7 protein-coding genes are annotated in these 18,852 nt (G+C 33.6%); 4 read left to right on the top strand and 3 right to left on the bottom strand.

The window, feature by feature from the left end:
* Positions 1-4: 4 nt before the first annotated feature.
* From ACLII3_RS02880 to ACLII3_RS02870, 3 genes are read right to left on the bottom strand one after another with little or no spacing between them, the layout of a single operon-like run.
* Entirely contained in the window at positions 5-2,314 is a 2,310-nt protein-coding gene (locus tag ACLII3_RS02880) for a TonB-dependent receptor plug domain-containing protein (protein WP_412986336.1), read from the bottom strand.
* Complete coding sequence (locus ACLII3_RS02875; RefSeq protein WP_412986334.1) at positions 2,307-3,200, bottom strand: FecR family protein; 894 nt, start codon at positions 3,198-3,200, stop codon at positions 2,307-2,309. The genes ACLII3_RS02880 and ACLII3_RS02875 overlap by 8 nt, the downstream gene beginning before the upstream one ends.
* A gap of 54 nt (positions 3,201-3,254) precedes the next feature.
* Positions 3,255-3,770: an RNA polymerase sigma factor gene (locus ACLII3_RS02870; protein ID WP_412986333.1), complete on the bottom strand. Its 516-nt coding sequence runs from the start codon at positions 3,768-3,770 to the stop codon at positions 3,255-3,257.
* Between the two features lie 125 nt (positions 3,771-3,895).
* Between ACLII3_RS02870 and ACLII3_RS02865 the strand changes: the two genes are divergently transcribed.
* From ACLII3_RS02865 to ACLII3_RS02850, 4 genes are all read left to right on the top strand, one after another.
* Positions 3,896-6,034, top strand: coding sequence for a hypothetical protein (locus ACLII3_RS02865; protein ID WP_412986332.1), 2,139 nt, complete (start codon positions 3,896-3,898; stop codon positions 6,032-6,034).
* A gap of 155 nt (positions 6,035-6,189) precedes the next feature.
* Positions 6,190-7,521 (top strand): signal recognition particle protein, encoded by a 1,332-nt coding sequence (ffh, locus tag ACLII3_RS02860; protein WP_412986330.1) that lies wholly within the window; start codon positions 6,190-6,192, stop codon positions 7,519-7,521.
* 36 nt (positions 7,522-7,557) lie between these two features.
* The gene (gene folD / locus ACLII3_RS02855) at positions 7,558-8,433 is read left to right on the top strand and encodes a bifunctional methylenetetrahydrofolate dehydrogenase/methenyltetrahydrofolate cyclohydrolase FolD (RefSeq protein WP_412986328.1); all 876 of its coding nucleotides are present in this window, start codon (positions 7,558-7,560) and stop codon (positions 8,431-8,433) included.
* 238 nt (positions 8,434-8,671) lie between these two features.
* Entirely contained in the window at positions 8,672-18,784 is a 10,113-nt protein-coding gene (locus ACLII3_RS02850; protein ID WP_412986326.1) for a T9SS type A sorting domain-containing protein, read from the top strand.
* Positions 18,785-18,852 lie beyond the last annotated feature (68 nt).

The raw sequence follows: 18,852 nt of genomic DNA, 5'->3' as shown, positions 1-18,852 counted from the left end.
TAAATTAAAAATTAACTCTAAAACTAAAATTAGGAGTTATACCTAATGAGGTGTTTTCAACTTTAGAGATTGAATTATTATCATCAATAATGTAATAGGTGTTTATAATGTTCTTCCTGTTTAAAACATTCCATAGAGAAAATCCAGCAGTTGCAGTTACTTTTTTACTAAAATTAAAGTTGTAAGTTGTAGATATATCTGTACGGATATAATCATCTATATTTTCACCATTTGGAGTGTCATAATTTATTAATGATGGGTTTTGCAACGGCATATTCTCATTAACACCAGTAAATGGCTTCCCTGTACGCCAGTTAGCTCCCAATGCTAATTTAAACCCTTTGTAAGTATATGTACCTGCAAATGTTGCTGTATGTCTAACATCTAAATTATTAGGGAATGGTTCATTAAAGTTTAAGTCTTTAAAAGTGTAATCATTTTTACTAAAGCTATAACTTAACCATGTACTAAAATTGTCGAACTGTTTATTTATTAAAAAATCAAGACCTTTAACATTATAACTACCAATAGTATTTACATATTGATATTGGTTTTGGAACCCTTGACTTCTTGTGCTAATACCATCAACATCTTTAGTATAAGCTTCTACACTAAGGATTAAATTGTTTTTTTTGTAGTGTATCCCTAATGATGCTTGCCTACTTTTTATAATAGGAATATTGTCATTGTTTGCTAAAACCCATCGACGCTTTTCTACACCTAAAAAATCGTTTTGTAAATCAATAACTTGAGAGGTGGTTTGACTTTTAACTTCAGCTAAAAGCTCTACTCTAAAATTGTTTAAAAACTTTTGATTGAAGCTAATTCTAGGCTCCATTAAAAACTCTGAAAACTTCTCAAAATAGTTGGCTCTTAAACCAATTCGGGCGCTAGTGTTTTTTGATTTTGAGGTAAATTTCACCTCATTAATTAAAGCGTGTGATCTAATAACTTCTTTTATATAACGTCTAAAAATAGGATTGTTAACATCTTCAAGGTTACTAATGCCAGTTTCATTAAATTGATAACCTCCTAGATAAGTTAGATTGTTTTCAATATTGTAGTTTACTTGAAGTCTTAATCCATTTTCGTAAACTTCATTTTCTTGTATTAAACGTTGGTTATTAATAACATCAAAATTGGTGGCTTTTAAATCGTAATTAGAAAAATAAATTTGAGCATTAGTATTTACTTTATCTGACCATGCTCTTAAATAATCTATACTTACAGCTAAATTTCGTTGAGTGAGATTACTATTTAAGGCTTCTGCGATATTGTTAATGGTAGATTGTTCTTGGTATTTTAATGTATTATAAACATTTAAAAAGTTAAAACGCAGTTTGTCTTTTGCAGAAATATCATGCAATAATTTTGCAGATACATCATAAAAATAAAAACTCTCATTTTTAGATATACTAGTATTATTTTGATTGGTTAAATCTGTATCTTGGAAAACACGTTCAAAGTATTGGTCGTAGGTAGGCGTAGTTAAAATGTCTGTAATAGAACGACGAGCAGATAACTGTAGTTCTGTTTTATCACTAAACGGAATTTTTGTATAACCATCTACACTAATTAAGTTTGCGCCAATACCACTTTGCGTTTTGTTTGAAATATGGTTAGAACTACGCATGTCAATAATACTAGAAACACCATCGCCATAAATAGCACTTGTACCATTTTTAGAAACCAAAACCTCTTCGGTTAAATAAGGGTTAAAAGCAGATACTAAACCAAAAAAATGTCCAGATTGATACATTTTGATACCATCCCAAAGAATTAAGTTTTGGTCATGTGTTCCTCCTCTAACATTAACGTTTGATACACGTTCATCAACACTTGTGATTCCTGGAAGTGCTTGTATGGTTTGTAATACATCTGGCTCAATTAAACCAGGTAAAATCCCAAACGAATTAGGTTTTATTTGTGTGACACCATCATTTTTTAAAGCAATACCTTTGGTAAGATAATTGGTAACTAATATTTCTTCTAATAACTGAGTTTTGAATTCAGTAGTGCTTACAGAAGTTCTAATAATGATATTGCCATCTTCTAATGTTGTAAAAGATAATTGTGTTTGGGTTGCAATTAAACTGAGTGCATCAGAAAGCGTAATATCCTTTGGAGGTAAATAAGTTGATTTACCTTCAATTGTTCTGTCTATGTATGTGAAAGAAACATTGTAACGCTTAGAGAGTGTTTCTAAAACATCAATTAGTGGCAATAAGTCATTAGTATTTACTTGCGCTTTTAATGAGAAAGCGTTAATGAAAAATAAAGTGCAAAAAAGAAAAACTAATAGTTTTCTACTCACGAGTTAATACGATATTGTTGTTGTTTTGTACGTATGTAATGTTTAAAGGTAAAGTTATAGATTTTAAAGCTAAATCTATGTTTTCATGAGTAAAACTTCCAGTAAAAAGTTGAGTAGTATCAATCTCTTTAGAATTGATAGTCACCTTATACTGCCTTTCAAACTCACGTAGAACGTAAGTGAAAGGCAAACTTTTAAAATAACTTTCGTTATTTATCCAAGATGGTTGTTGTGCATTTTCTTTTTCGGTAGCAATGTAATTCCCATCAATAATAAGGTAGCTGTTTCCTGGTTTTAAAACAGCTTTTTTTGAATTATGCGAAACGCTCACTGAGCCTTCATAACAAACAACTTCAAAAAAGTTTTTTCTATGTTTTACTTTAAATTGAGTACCTAAAACACTTACTATTCCAGAAGGAGTATTAACGTTAAAAGTAGCACCTTTAGCAACTTTAAAATAAGCTTCACCTTCTAGTGTGACGTCACGTAATTCGTCCCAGTTTTTCTTGTTATAGGTGATAGATGATAAAGCATTTAGGATTACTTGAGATTCATCTGGGAGATTTAAAGTAGTTTGTTGTGCAGCTAAAGTATCAATAGTAGTGTCCAAAGTTGTGGTGTAATAAAAAACACTAATACTTAACACTAAAACAGCAGCAATACGTAAAATGTGAGATTTCCAATTTGTTGATTTTGGAGCAGTATCAATAGACTTCATAACAGTTTTTAGCTCTTCAGAAACATTATACTCTGGAGCTTTAAAGTGTTTTGCAGCATTAGATAAGCGTACTAAATCATCAGAATCTTTAAGCAGTTTAAAAGCTTCAAGCTCTTGAGGATTTAATTCATCATCTAACCATTTTTTTATTAAATCTTCTCTATTCATTTTATGCATTTCACCTATATAACAGTTAAGTATTAAAAACTCCTACCTTTAATTTTAGATTTCTTTAATTTCTTCTCTTAATTTTTTTAATGCACCATAAATGCGCTTTTCTACTGCCTTGGTAGAAATGTCTAAAAGTGCTGCAATTTCTTTATGTTTTTTACCCTCAACTCTGTTTAATAAAAAAGCAGTGCGTTGCGCTTCACTTAAATTTGAAATAGCTTTTTGTAACTTTTGCATATACTCATCACTTTCCATAATAAATTCTGGAGATTCATTAGTATAATGCTTCGGCTTTGTTTGTTGATACTTAAGTACCACTTTTTTATGAGCCGTTTCATTAAGCATTAAATTATTAGCTACTGTAAACAAAAAAGATTTCGCTTTTGAAGGTGTTACACTGCCGCAATTTTCCCATAACTTAATAAAAGCTTCTTGTACTTTATCTTGAGGGTTAAATTGTTCACCAAACTTATAGTATAAAAAATCATGAAGATTTTTTGAATGCTTAGAAAAGAAAGAAGAGAACAATGTCTCGTTACATATATTATCTTTTAAGTCTTTAGCCATATTGGTTGTTTGGTGCTGTAAATGTATAAAAAAGTATTTTTAATTTTTTTCAGTTTTAGGGTAGGAGTTTTTTAAATTGGATTGTTATATAGATAAAATTGCAAAGTTTAACAAAACCAATAATTATGAAATTAAATTTCAAGTCAGGATTAATCCTCACCTTTTTTGCCCTCCTTTTTATTACATCTTGTCAAGATGAAACTGTTGAACAAACAGACCCAAATCAAGAAGAGACAATAGTACCTCAGTCTCCTTTAGTCAATCTTATGAGAGCAACAACATCTAACGATGGAGCTCAAGATGATATTTTAGATGAGGCAGATTGTTTTTCAATAGAACTGCCAGTTACTATTATAGCAAATGGAATTACTGTTACAATAGAATCATTAGATGATTTAGATATTCTAGAAGATATTTTTGATGAATTTGATGATGATGAAGATGATATAGAGTATTTATTTCCAATTACTATAATTCAAAATGATTATTCTGAGATAGTAATTGAGGATCAAGAAGAATTAATGAGTTTTGTTGAAGACTGTATTGAAGATGATTCTGATGATGTAATAGAATGTATAGATTTTCAGTATCCTTTATCTTTCTCAATTTATGATTCAGAGTTTCAGGTTATAGATACTGTAGTTGTTGAAAATGATGAAGAACTTTATGACTTTTTAGAAGATTTAGAAGAGTCAGATTCAGGTGCTGTATTGGCAAGCTTAAATTATCCTGTAACCTTAGTTTATGCTAATGGAGAAACTGTTGAAATACAAAATAATCAAGAACTTGAAGAAGCTATTGATGCTGCTGAAGATGATTGTGATGATGACTACTATGATTATTGTGAAGTAGAAGATATAGATATGTACTTAACTGAATGTTTCTGGACAATTAATGATTATCCTGAAATGGATGATTTAGATGAGTTAGAATTATACTTTAATGAAGATGGTACTTTAGAAATTATGAATGGAGATACAACTGAAGCTATTGGCGGTAGTTGGAATATGTCTACAAGTAATGAAGGGTTTCCAGAAATAGTTGTAAGTGATTTAACGGCTTATGAATTTTTAGAAGGTTCTTGGGTTGTTGTAGAGTGCGATGACGATGAATTTATAATTGAATACGAAACTTTAGCTGGTGAGGAAATACAATTTGAATTAGAGCAAGAATGTGAAGACGATTTAGACTGTTCTGCTCAAGAAGTTTCGATGACATTACAAGAATGCTATTGGTATGCTTCAACTAATTTGTTTGATAATGTGCAATCTGATGAATTTCATTTTGGAGAAAACAATCAATTAGTAGTGCAAAATGATCCTAATGCAACACTTACAGGAACATGGAATGTTGAATTAACAGATGAAGGTGTTTTTGTTACGCTACAAATAGGTTCAGCATATGAAGCTATTTCTCAAACTTGGGAAGTTGTTTATTGTGATGATGATTTATTTGAGTTAGCAAACGATAATAATGATTATTTAGTTTTTGAACAAGAGTGTGATGACGACGATGATGATGAATACGATTGTGAAGATTTACAAGCAGATTATGGAGATGATTGTACTACGCCAGCAGGTGGAGAAGGTTATATCAATGAAGATTGTGAATGTGTTACCGAGGATGATGAAAACCCATTAAGTTGTTTAGATTCTGAAGATATTGAAATGTGTGATGAAGGGAATGATGGTTATGAAGTATTTAATCTTTATGAAGGATTGTATGAAGATGATGATTGTGATGTAGATAATACAGTAACAGTTACTTTTCATGAATTGTTAATGGATGCTGATGCTAATGTTAATGCAATTCCTAATGCTGAAGCTTACACAAATACAACGAATCCACAAACAATTTATGTTAGAGTTGAATTGAATGATAATCCAAATGAATATGAAGTCTTAGAAATCGAACTATACCTTGAAGACTGTTCTGATGAAGGCTGTACCGAAGATGAGATAGATGCTTATTTATTAGAGTGCCAATGGAATGTAGTAAACTACAACGAAAGCGATGACTTGATAGTTTATAATTTTGATTTTGAAAGTAATGGTATTGTAGTAATTTATAACGATAATACAACAATTGATGCAATGTGGTCTACATCTCAAAATGAAGATGGTGTATGGGTTGAATTTTCTAATGTTGCAGGAGCAGATATTCAAGCAATAACTGGAAACTGGTTAGTGGTTGAATGTGATGATGATAGATTAGAAATGGAAAGAGAAAATGACTTTTTAATAATGGAACAAACGTGTAACTAAATCATAAAAGCAATGAACTTTAGTTATTTGGTTAATTAGGTTGAAAGAGCTGCTATTTTAGTAGCTCTTTTTTTATGGTAGTTTTTTATAAAACTATACTTCTATAATACACTTCAAATCACTAAATTTGCATTTCTTAAAATTTAATGTAGAGTATGTTTAATAATTTAAGCGATAAGCTAGATAAAGCGTTACACGTTCTTAAAGGACATGGAAGTATTACAGAAGTTAATGTAGCAGAAACCCTTAAAGAAGTGCGTCGTGCCTTACTAGATGCCGATGTTAACTTTAAAATTGCTAAAGAGTTTACTAATAAAGTAAAAACTAAAGCACTTGGTCAAGACGTATTAACTACGTTACAGCCTGGGCAATTAATGGTTAAAATCGTTAAAGACGAATTAACCGAGTTAATGGGTGGAGATGCCGAAGGAATTAACCTTTCTGGATCACCAAGTGTGATATTAATGTCAGGTTTACAAGGTTCGGGTAAAACAACGTTTTCTGGTAAACTAGCAAACTACCTTAAAAATAAAAAAACAAAAAAACCTTTATTAGTTGCTTGTGATGTTTATCGTCCAGCTGCAATTGATCAGTTACATGTAGTAGGTGAACAAATTAATGTTGAGGTTTTTAGTGATAGAGGAAACAACGATCCTGTAGCAATTGCACAAGCTGGTATTGCTCATGCAAAAGCAAATGGACATAATGTAGTTATTATTGATACTGCTGGTCGTTTAGCAGTAGATGAAGCAATGATGACTGAGATTTCTAATATTCACAGTGCTATTCAACCTCAAGAAACACTATTTGTTGTAGACTCAATGACAGGTCAAGATGCTGTTAATACAGCAAAAGCCTTTAATGATGTGCTTAACTTTGATGGTGTTATCCTTACTAAATTAGATGGTGATACACGTGGTGGAGCTGCTATTTCTATTAAATCTGTTGTAAATAAACCAATTAAGTTTATTGGTACTGGTGAAAAGATGGAAGCTATTGATGTTTTCTATCCTTCACGTATGGCAGATCGTATTCTTGGGATGGGAGATGTGGTGTCTTTAGTAGAAAGAGCTCAAGAACAATTTGACGAACAAGAAGCAAGAAAACTTCAAAAGAAAATAGCAAAAAACCAATTTGGTTTTGACGATTTCCTAAAGCAAATTCAGCAAGTGAAGAAAATGGGAAATATGAAAGACCTTATGGGAATGATTCCTGGTGCTGGTAAAATGATGAAAGATATAGATATCGATGATGATGCTTTTAAGCACATTGAAGCAATTATACATTCTATGACACCAGAAGAAAGAACAAAACCATCGATTATTAATGCAAGTAGAAAAAAACGTATAGGTAAAGGTTCTGGAACATCTGTGCAAGAAGTAAATCAATTACTAAAGCAATTCAACCAGATGAGTAAAATGATGAAGATGATGCAAGGTGGAGGTGGCCGTAAGATGATGCAAATGATGAAAAATATGCCTCGTTAATAAATAAACAACACAACTAAACAACACACACACAACATGACACTATTAGACGGAAAGAAAGTAAGCAACGATATTAAAGATGAAATTGCCGAACAAGTAAAACAAATGAAGTCTAATGGAGAAAAGGTACCACATCTAGCAGCAGTTTTAGTAGGTACAGATGGAGCTAGTATGACTTATGTTGGTGCTAAAGTTAAAGCATGTGAGCGTATTGGGTTTGAATCTACATTAATAGAACTTCCAGAAGAAACTACAGAGGAGGAGCTATTAAAACAAATAAACGACTTAAATACTAACGATGATATAGATGGCTTTATAGTACAATTACCTTTGCCAAAACATATAGATGAGCAAAAAGTACTTATGGCTATTAACCCAGATAAAGATGTTGATGGATTTCATCCAACAAATGTTGGTCGTATGACCTTAGATTTACCATCGTTTCTACCTGCAACACCATTTGGAATATTAGAACTTTTAGAGCGTTACAATGTAGAAACTTCTGGAAAGCATGTGGTAGTAATAGGTAGAAGTCATATTGTTGGACGACCAATGAGTATTCTCATGAGTCAAAAGCGTAATGCTGGAAATGCAACAGTTACTGTAGTACATAGTAGAACAAAAAATATTGAAGCATTTACTAAAGATGCAGACATTATTGTTGCCGCTTTAGGCATTCCAGAATTTTTAACTGGTGATATGGTTAAGGATGGAGTAGTTGTAGTAGATGTTGGTATTACACGTGTTTCAGATGAAACAAAAAAACGTGGTTATAGATTAGCAGGAGACGTTCATTTTGACTCTGTAAGTGCAAAATCTAGCTTCATAACACCAGTTCCAGGAGGTGTTGGTCCAATGAATATAGCTATGTTGTTGAAAAACACGCTTTTAGCAAGAAGTCTTTCAGTTTAAGTGCGTATTTTCTTTCTCTTCAATGCTGTTTAACTATTTTTTATTGTAATTAATAGAAAATAAAATTTAGTGGTGTTTTTTTTTGTAATTTAAAAAGAAATCAGAACGCATAAATCCCTAATGTGTTCATTTTCAAAATGTAATTAATAGTGATTTTGGTTGGTTAATAGCATTATCAGCCACTAATTTACATTCTGTACCTATTAATGTTTGGTTTTAATAATTAAATCCATTCATTATGAACACTAATGCTATTATCAAAGGACCATTTTTTTGTCAGAAATTTATAAGCTTATTTTTTAGAGTAGAAGCCAACAAACAGTTGCTGTTTGTGTTGGCTTTTTTGTTTTTAGGAGTTTCATATTCAATAGCTCAAGTAGATACGCCATGTGAAGGTGCTCATAGATGGGTTGATGGTGCTGCTTGGAACTTAGATGGAACAGTTAATGATAATGTTGCGCAAAATGTGCAGCCAAAAGGTATTGTGAAATGTGGGAGCTCAGCAGAAACTCAGCCATCAGTTGGTCCTTTTAATAATTCTATATATAATTCTGCATCATTTGATATTGATTTATCTGGTGATACATGTATAGACCCAAGTACAGGTTTAACAGTTACGCCTTTGAATCCTACAGATAATGAACCTATTATTTGGTTTAATTTTGATGTAAGACCACAAGCAGGAAGTTTTCAAATTCAAATAAATGATAATTCAGGAGATACTATAGCATGGGCTTTATATTTATCAAATACACATGAAGCTGGAACACATTTAGCATTAAATGGTCAACAACTAAGTGGTGATTGTGGAGACCTTGTTAAAGTAGCATGTGGTGTAGAAAGTTCAAATACTTGGAATACAATTCCTATTAATGGAGCAGACTTCTTGGAAGCAACAAATTTTTATTTAGCTGTTTGGGATCAAGATGCTGATGGAGATGTAGAAATAAATAATTTTAAAGCTAGATTTGGATGTGGAGATGCAAGCTTTTTGACCTGTTCATTAACTACAAGTGCTCCAGAGGAAGTATGTAATAATGATGGAACTTATACAGTTAATATTCCAATAGAAGGTATTAATGGAGAATTTGTTGGGTATGATGCTAATGCAAATAATGTTAATGGGTTATCTAATACAGTTTGCTTAACAAATCCAGGAACAACTAATGTTACTTCTGGGACAATTTCATTAACTTATAATCAAGGAGTTGATTATTCAATCGAAATTTTTGAGACGAATAACTCTAGTCCTCCAACTCCAGTAATTCCTAGTGCTAGTTGTGATCATCCAGATCCATTTCCAGGAGATCCAAATAATGGAAATGCTGATTCTTGTATATCTTCAGTTAATGGAACAGCTCCAGTATGTTGTGTTCCTGAAGCTTTATGTGTTGATTTAGATGATGTTGAGATAGAAAGTTGTTCTGCTATAATTCCTTCAGAATATGATGCAGGAAATGCAGAAGCTGAAATAGCTGATGTGTTTTCAGGAGTTGTTACTTGTGGAGCGGTCCAAATGACACACTCAGATTCGGCTATTTCTGGTGATGTATGTAGTGGAGGTGCAACAATAACAAGAACTTATACTTTAACTGATGATGGTGAAATTGTAATAGAATGTACAAGAGATTTTGTGTTTAATGCACCAGATTTAGTGGTTAGTTGTCCAAGTGAACTTGATATAAGTTTGCCAGCTTGTAGTACAGAACAAGAAATAGCAGATGCCTATGCAATATGGTCTTCAGGGTTTAGTGTTTCTGGAGGGTGTAATACAAGTTCAAATATTGGGGATTTACCAACTTTACCATTATTTGCTTGTGGTGAAGGTGTAGATTTAAGTTTTACATTAAGCGCTACAGGCGATTGTGGAAGTAGTGGATGTTCTGGTAGTTTTATTGTAGCTCCAGCTGAAGATTTAGTCTTAAGTGCAGCACCATTAGATGTGGTAACTGATGCTTGTGAAGACCCACAAGTTAAATTCAGTCAATGGATATCAGATTTACAGTCTATGACTGCAAGTGGAGGTTGTAATGCAGTAGTAGAGTACGATACAGTCTTAGGAGATTTATCAGTTACAGATTATTGTACGCTAACAGAGCAAGTAATAGAAGTAATGGTTAGAGCTACAGACGATTGTGGTGAGACATCATGGGTAAGTTCAACATTTACAGTGCCAGCTTATAGTAATGATTTAGCAATTGATGGTACTTGTCCTGGAGATCCTAGTTTAACAGGATGTGCAACATCAAATGAGATAGATGTAGCTTGGGATGCATGGATATCAGGCTTAAATGCTATTTCTGCATCAGGAGGCTGTAATGCTTATTTAGAATATTCAACTCCAATAGATGACCTAGTGAAGCCAAATGTTTGTAGTGATCAAGAACAAGTAGTTTCAATACTTATAAATGCAAAAGACGATTGTGATCAAACAGGGGCAATTGAATGTACGTTTACTGTAGGGGCTTATATAGATACGATTGAGGTAACAGCTTGTCCAGACGATCCAAATTTAGATGGTTGTTCAAGTCAAGCTGAGATAGATGCAGCATGGAACTCTTGGATTGCAGATGTACAAGCTATGACAGCAAGTGGTTCCTGTGGTCCAATTACACCAGATGTAAATCCATCAATAGGTTCATTGGTGAAACCAACAGCATGTGTGCCAAGTATTCAACAGGTTTCTGTTAATGTGAGTGCCTTTGATTTATGTGGTCAAAATGGTGGTAATACCTGTACTTTTACAGTGCAAGCATATAGTAATGATTTAGCTTTAAGTGCAGCACCATCAGATGTAACAACAGATGCTTGTGAAGACCCACAAGTTAAATTCAGTCAATGGATATCAGATTTACAGTCTATGACTGCAAGTGGAGGTTGTAATGCAGCAGTCGAATATGATAAAGTCTTAGGAGATTTATCAGTTACAGATTATTGTACGCTAACAGAGCAAGTAATAGAAGTAATGATTAGAGCTACAGACGATTGTGGTGAGACATCATGGGTAAGTTCAACATTTACAGTACCAGCTTATAGTAATGATTTAGTATTAAGTCCTGCACCATTAGATGTGATAACTGATGTTTGTGAAGACCCACAAGTTAAATTCAGTCAATGGATATCAGATTTACAGTCTATGACTGCAAGTGGAGGTTGTAATGCAGCAGTCGAATATGATAAAGTCTTAGGAGATTTATCAGTTACAGATTATTGTACGCTAACAGAGCAAGTAATAGAAGTCATGATTAGGGCTGCAGACGATTGTGGTGAGACATCATGGGTAAGTTCAACATTTACAGTGCCAGCTTATAGTAATGATTTAGCAATTGATGGTACTTGTCCTGGAGATCCTAATTTAACAGGATGTGCAACATCAAATGAGATAGATGTAGCTTGGGATGCATGGATATCAGGCTTAAATGCTATTTCTGCAACTGGAGGCTGTAATGCTTATTTAGAATATTCAACTCCAATAGATGATTTAGTGAAGCCAAATGTTTGTAGTGATCAAGAACAAGTAGTTTCAATACTTATAAATGCAAAAGACGATTGTGATCAAACAGGGGCAATTGAATGTACGTTTACTGTAGGGGCTTATATAGATACGATTGAGGTAACAGCTTGTCCAGACGATCCAAATTTAGATGGTTGTTCAAGTCAAGCTGAGATAGATGCAGCATGGAACTCTTGGATTGCAGATGTACAAGCTATGACAGCAAGTGGTTCCTGTGGTCCAATTACACCAGATGTAAATCCATCAATAGGTTCATTGGTGAAACCAACAGCATGTGTGCCAAGTATTCAACAAGTTTCTGTTAATGTGAGTGCCTTTGATTTATGTGGTCAAAATGGTGGTAATACCTGTACTTTTACAGTGCAAGCATATAGTAATGATTTAGCTTTAAGTCCTGCACCATCAGATGTAACAACAGATGCTTGCGAAGATCCGCAGCTTAAGTTTTTAGATTGGATTTCAGGTCTCTATGCTATGAATGCAAGTGGAGGTTGTAATGCTTATGTTGATTATTCTGTTGATTTAGATGATTTGTCAGTTTCTGGGTATTGTAATACAACTGAAGAAGTAATCACAGTATATATCAAGGCTATAGATGATTGTACAGAAACAGCAACTGTATCATCAACTTTTACAGTGCCAGCTTATAGCAATGATTTAGCAATTAATTGTCCAGAACCAATAGTATTAAATTCATCATTAACAGAACAGCAAATAGCGGATGCTTATAATAGTTGGGTGGCTGGATTCACTTTTAGTGGAGGCTGTACAGCATTTGATAATATTAATGAAATACCAAGTTTACCAAATTATGATTGTGGAACTGAGGTTGATATTAGTTTTGACTATTTAGTAATTGATGATTGTAATCCAAACGGAATAACATGTAGTTCATCCTTTTATGTTCCTGGAGTTACTCCATTAAGTGTAAATTGTCCTATAGATGTTAGCTTACCAGAATGTTCAACAGAAGCAGATATTTTAGCAGCATATAATGCATGGAAGGATGGTTTTAGTGTTAATAATGGTGATAACCCTATATCAAACATTGGAGATATACCAAACTTGCCAGATTTTGCTTGTGGTGAGGCTGTTAATTTAAGTTTTACTTTAAATGCAAGTGATGCATGTACAAGTAATGCGACATGTTCTTCAGCATTTAGTGTTGCTGCGGCTGATGATTTAATGATTAGCGATGTTCAAGATTTAGTTGTAAATGCTTGTGATTTTGAAAATCAAGCTGCTTTAGATGTAGCATTTGCATCATGGCTATCAGGATTTGGATATTCAGGAGGTTGTGATGTTCAAGATTCAGGATTGGATGGATTAAGTGCACCAGACTTATGTGCTGAAGGCGATGGAGGTGGAGATTCACCACAAACATTTGATGCTAGTGTTTTTGGATTAGGTGATATTGCATTTTCTGCATATAATTCAGAAACGGCAGCAAACCTTCCAGTTGGAGTAGCAGAAGATTCATTTACAATAGTTCTATTAAGAAGTGTGGCTAGTGGAGTGGAAATAGGTTTTACAGAAAATGGTTGGTTACCAGCAGGAGGCTTTAGAAGTGGTGAAAGTTCTTTTGTGCTACAATTTACGTCTGATTATCCTGCAGGAACGCAGATAATTTTATCTAGAGTTCCATTTGAAGCAAGAGATCAACATAATAATATAGCAGGAACAGTAACAGGTTCAGGTTTAAGTTTAGCTACAGGAGGTGATCAAATATTTGCGTATGACCCAGCTAATATACCTACATCTGTAAATGAAACAGGATTTGTAGCAGCTATACATATGAATGGAGCGTGGCAAGTTCCAGCAGATGGTGATTCTTCTTCAAAGTCTATAAAACCTAGTGTGTTTACAGATGGAGTTAATTCAATTTCAATAGCGCCAGAAATAGACAATGCAAGATATACTTTGGCTAATTGTAATAGCCATTCAGATTTTAATGATCTTAGAACACGATTAAATACTGCTGCTAATTGGGAGACAAATGATTTAACTGGATATGTTCAAAACCCGCCATTATGTGATTTTACAGAGAATGATGATAATGGAGGTAATACTATAGATGTAGCTGTAACATATACAGCAACAGGAGCATGTGATAGCGAAGAGGATATGGCTACATTTACACTTATTACTGCCCCAGAATTAAGTGTAACATGTCCAGACTCTGTATCACTAGATGCATCTTATACTGAACAGCAAATTCAAGATGCTTATGATGCTTGGGTAGCAGGTTTTGTAGTTGAAGGTGGATGTAATCCATCAACAAATATTGGAGAGATTCCACCATTCCCAGATTTTGTGTGTGGAACAGCAATAAACTTATCATTTACGTTAATGGCGAGTGATAACTGTAATGTTGATGCTTTAGAGTGTAATTCGACATTTGAAGTAGAAGGAGCTGTAGGTTTAACGGTTTCTTGTCCAGTAGATGTTAATTTACCATCATGTTCAACTGAGCAAGAAATTGCAGATGCTTACGCAATTTGGTCAGCTGGATTTACTGTTAATAATGGAACAAATCCAACATCTAATATAGCTAGTTTACCAGCTTTACCTAATTTTGTGTGTGGAGATGGTGTTAATCTTAGCTTTGAATTAACAGCATCAGATATTTGTGTGCCAAATGGTGTTTCTTGTGAATCATCGTTCAATGTTGGAGCATCTACACCTTTAACAGTAGAATGTCCAGATGATGTTAATTTACCTTCGTGTTCTACAGCACAAGAAATACAAGATGCTTACGATCTTTGGGTGGCAGGTTTTGCGGCAAATGATGGTTGTAATGCAAGCTCAAATATTGGTGATATACCAAGTTTACCTGACTTTGCTTGTGGAGAAGCTGTTAATTTAAGTTTTACATTAAATGCTAGTGACTCATGTGTGGATAATGTAAACTGTACTTCAACATTTAATGTTGGTGCAGCGGAAGAATTAGAACTATTAGGAAGTTGTCCAGGAGGAAATGACTTAGATGGATGTTCGACTGCTAATGAAATAGGAATTGCTTTTAGTAATTGGGTGACTGGATTATATAATAATTTTAGTGCATCAGGTGGTTGTGATGCTAGTGTAGAATATTCGGTAGAACCAAGTACTTTACAAATGCCAACACAATGCGAAAATCAAGATCAAGTACTGAGCGTATTAGTTTATGCTAATGATGCATGTGGAATTCCAACACAACCAATAGAGTGTACATTTATTGTAAGGGCGTTTGATTCAAGCTTAGTATTAACAGAAGTAGAGGATGTGTCTTATCCTTCATGCAACTTTGAATCTCAAGATGATCTTAACGAATTTTTTAATAATGGATTCTTACAGGAGTTTAATCATAGTGGAGGTTGTGATCCACAAGTTGTATTTCCGGGAGGAAGTGCTCCAGATTTATGTTCTGGAGGTACAGTAGAATTAACATATACGGTAAATGATTTATGTGAGATACAATCAGAAACTGCAACATTTACAATTGTGCCATCTCCTCAATTGGAGGTTACTTGTCCACAACCAGTAGCACTAGGATCTTCATTAACTGAGCAACAAATACAAGATGCTTATGATAGTTGGTTAACGTCGTTTAATTACTCAGGAGGCTGCGATGTGACAACAAATATAGGTTCAATACCACCATTACCAGAATATAATTGTGGTTCAGGTGTAGATATTAGCTTTAATTATATTGCTACAGATCGTTGTCATCCAAATGGTATTAGTTGTACTAGTACATTTACGGTTGAGGGTGTAACGCCATTGAGTGTTAGTTGCCCAGAGCCAGTAGTATTAGATGCTTGTGCGACAGAAGGAGAGATAGTAAGTGCTTATAATGCTTGGTATTCAGGATTTGTGGTTAATAATGGAGATAATCCAATATCAAATATTGACGACATTCCGTTATTGCCAGATTTTAACTGTGGAGAAGCAATTAATTTGAGTTTTACATTAATAGCTAGTGATGCTTGTACAGATAATGCTAGCTGTTCATCTACATTTATAGTTAAAGAAGCTCAAGATTTAGTGGTTGAATGTAGAGAAGATAGACATACTATTATGCCTTCATGTAGTACAGAAGAAGAAATTATAAACCAATATAATATATGGATTACAGGATTTAATGTTTATGGAGGATGTAATACAATTTCCAATTTAGATCAAATTCCTTCATTGCCTGATTTTGTATGTGGAGAAGGAATTAATTTACAGTTTATATTAACAGCAGAGGATGATTGTTCCGAAGGAAGTTGCTCAGGTAGTTTTATTGTTGAATCGGCTGAAGACTTAACTGTTAGTTGTCCAGCACCTGTAAATCTAAATTCTCCAATTACTGATCAAGAAATTGAAAACGCTTATAATATTTGGGTTTCAGAATTTGTAGTAGCTTATGGATGTTATACAACTTCTAATATTGCAGATATTCCACAATTGCCAGAATATGTTTGTGGTGAGGATATTAGTTTAGAATTTGAATTAATTGCATTTGACGACTGTAATCCTAATGGAATTAGTTGTGTATCTCAATTTACAGTTCAGGCTACAGAACCAGTTTATGCAGGTGAGGATGGAGAGCTTACAGTTTGTATTGATGATGCAAATAGTTACAGTTTAAATGATTATATAACAAATGAAGATATAGGTGGTAGTTGGGTGAATCCAGATGGAATACCACATGATGGAGTTTTTGATACTGCAAATGATGAGGCAGGAGTTTATACTTATACTGTTACTGGAACTTCTCCTTGTCCTGATGATTCTGCTACAGTGTTAGTAGTTATTAAAGACTTACCAGAAATTATTATTTCACCTGTAGATCCATTGTGTATAGATGAGGATGCAGTTCAAATTTTTGCAACACCAGAAGGAGGTAGTTTCTCTGGGAATGGTGTAGATGAAAATGGTTTATTTGACCCTGCTATTGCAGGAGCAGGAAATCATATAATCACCTATTCTTATACTGAGTCTAGTGAAGATGATTTAGTAATAACAGGAGTTTATGATGGGCCACTTACAGGTGGCAAACCTAAAGGAGTAGAGTTGTTTGTGTTAAATGATATCGCAGATATGAGCGTCTACGGATTTGGAAGTGCTAATAATGCAGGAGGATCAGATGGAGAGGAATTTACTTTTCCAGCAGTAGCTGTATCTGCAGGAGATTATATTTACCTAGCATCAGATACAGATGAGTTTACAAACTTCTTTGGCTTTGCTCCAGATTATACTGATGGCGCAGCAAATATAAATGGTGATGATTCATTAGAGTTGTTTAAAAATGGAGTAGTTGTAGATGTATTTGGAGAAGTAGGTGTTGATGGTACAGGGCATCCTTGGGAGTATCTGGATGGTTGGGCTTATAGAAAGAATAACACAGGAGCAGATGGTTCTACATTTGTATTATCTAATTGGGTGTTTAGTGGGAAAAATGTTTTTGATGGTGAGTCATTAAATAATACTGCCAATACACCAATACCAATAGGAAGTTATTTTGTAGCTAATTGCTCTAATACATCAGATATAACTGTTACTGTAAATCCATTACCAGAAATAGTAGTGGTAGGTGAACCTGAATGTACAAATTATGCTCAAACATATAGTGTTCAAATACAAATTAGTGGTGGATTAGTTGTTAGTAGTGCTGGTAATGTTGTAGACAATGGTAACAATATGTATTCAATAATTGATATACCAAAAAATACAGATATAGTAGTAGACGTTACAAGTGATGAAGGGTGTAAAGACTCAATAAGTATTGAAGCACCTGACTGTATATGTATTGAGTTAGATTATGATTATACAAATGTTACTTGTTATGGACTTGAAGATGCTACAATAACAGTTAATTATGTAACTGAAGGAGCTATGGTTACTGTAAATGGAGAGCCATACAATCCAAATGCATTATATACTCCTGGAAACTATACTATAATGGCATACTTTGAAGGTGTAGATATTGACGAATGTATAATTGTTGAAGAGATAGAAATCATTGAGCCTGAGTTAGTTAATGTTTCAGCTACATCTACTGATGTGACATGTTATGGAGGTAATGATGGAACAATAACAGTAACAAATTTAAGTGAAGGGGCTACTTATGTAATTCAGAAAAATGGAGTTGGACCTGATTTAAGTGGACAAGCTACTTTTGAAGCTGGATTATATATTGTTCAAGCTACCTTGATTGATGAGGGGGCTAGAATTGTTAATCCATGTGTAAAATCAGTTTTAATTAAGGTAAATCAACCAGAAAAAATTGGTTGTGAGATTGTTAAAGGGTTTGGAGATTATATCTATTGCGACGGTAACCCTAATGATATATATAATTATTTAACTGCTCAAGTGCCTGAAGATTTAGATGGAACATACACTTATGAATGGGAAGTTAATGAATCTGCAATGTTGAATGGATGGTACATTTCATCAGACCCTAATCAAAGCACAATTAATTTTGTTCCTGGTTTAGTTGGAGCTATGTTTACTGTTACAATTACTGATGAAGATGGTTGTCAAACAAGCTGTAATATTAAGGCGTATGCTAAATGTAAAAATAGTCCTCAATATAACGGGAATGTAAGGTTAACATCAAATCTAGATGCTAATTTGTTCCCTAACCCAGTGAGAGACAAACTGAATATTAAATTTAATCAAGAGATAGCATCTAATGTTCAAGTTAAGATATATAATTTAATAGGAACTACAGTAATATCTAAGCGTTTTGATACAATAGATAATTCAGAAGTTATTTTAGATATGAATGGATTACCAAGTCAAGTGTATTATGTAAAAATAATTACTGATAAAGGAACACTTATTAAAAAAGTTATATTAGATAAATAAGTAACATTATTGATTTAATAGCAACTTTCAGCGCTCTCAAGCTTTAGCTTTTGAGCGCTGTTTTTATG

Source organism: Pontimicrobium sp. IMCC45349 (assembly GCF_047219225.1).
Classification (GTDB): domain Bacteria; phylum Bacteroidota; class Bacteroidia; order Flavobacteriales; family Flavobacteriaceae; genus IMCC45349.
The sequence above is the reverse complement of the archived record's forward strand: the minus strand, read 5'-3'. Positions and strand labels throughout refer to the sequence as shown.

What these genes read in the sequence shown, in the direction of transcription:
- ACLII3_RS02875 (WP_412986334.1), bottom strand. Translation starts at nt 3,200, where the DNA reads ATGAATAGAGAAGATTTAATAAAAAAATGGTTAGATGATGAATTAAAT.
- ACLII3_RS02870 (WP_412986333.1), bottom strand. Translation starts at nt 3,770, where the DNA reads ATGGCTAAAGACTTAAAAGATAATATATGTAACGAGACATTGTTCTCT.
- ACLII3_RS02865 (WP_412986332.1), top strand. Translation starts at nt 3,896, where the DNA reads ATGAAATTAAATTTCAAGTCAGGATTAATCCTCACCTTTTTTGCCCTC.
- ffh (WP_412986330.1), top strand. Translation starts at nt 6,190, where the DNA reads ATGTTTAATAATTTAAGCGATAAGCTAGATAAAGCGTTACACGTTCTT.
- folD (WP_412986328.1), top strand. Translation starts at nt 7,558, where the DNA reads ATGACACTATTAGACGGAAAGAAAGTAAGCAACGATATTAAAGATGAA.
- ACLII3_RS02850 (WP_412986326.1), top strand. Translation starts at nt 8,672, where the DNA reads ATGAACACTAATGCTATTATCAAAGGACCATTTTTTTGTCAGAAATTT.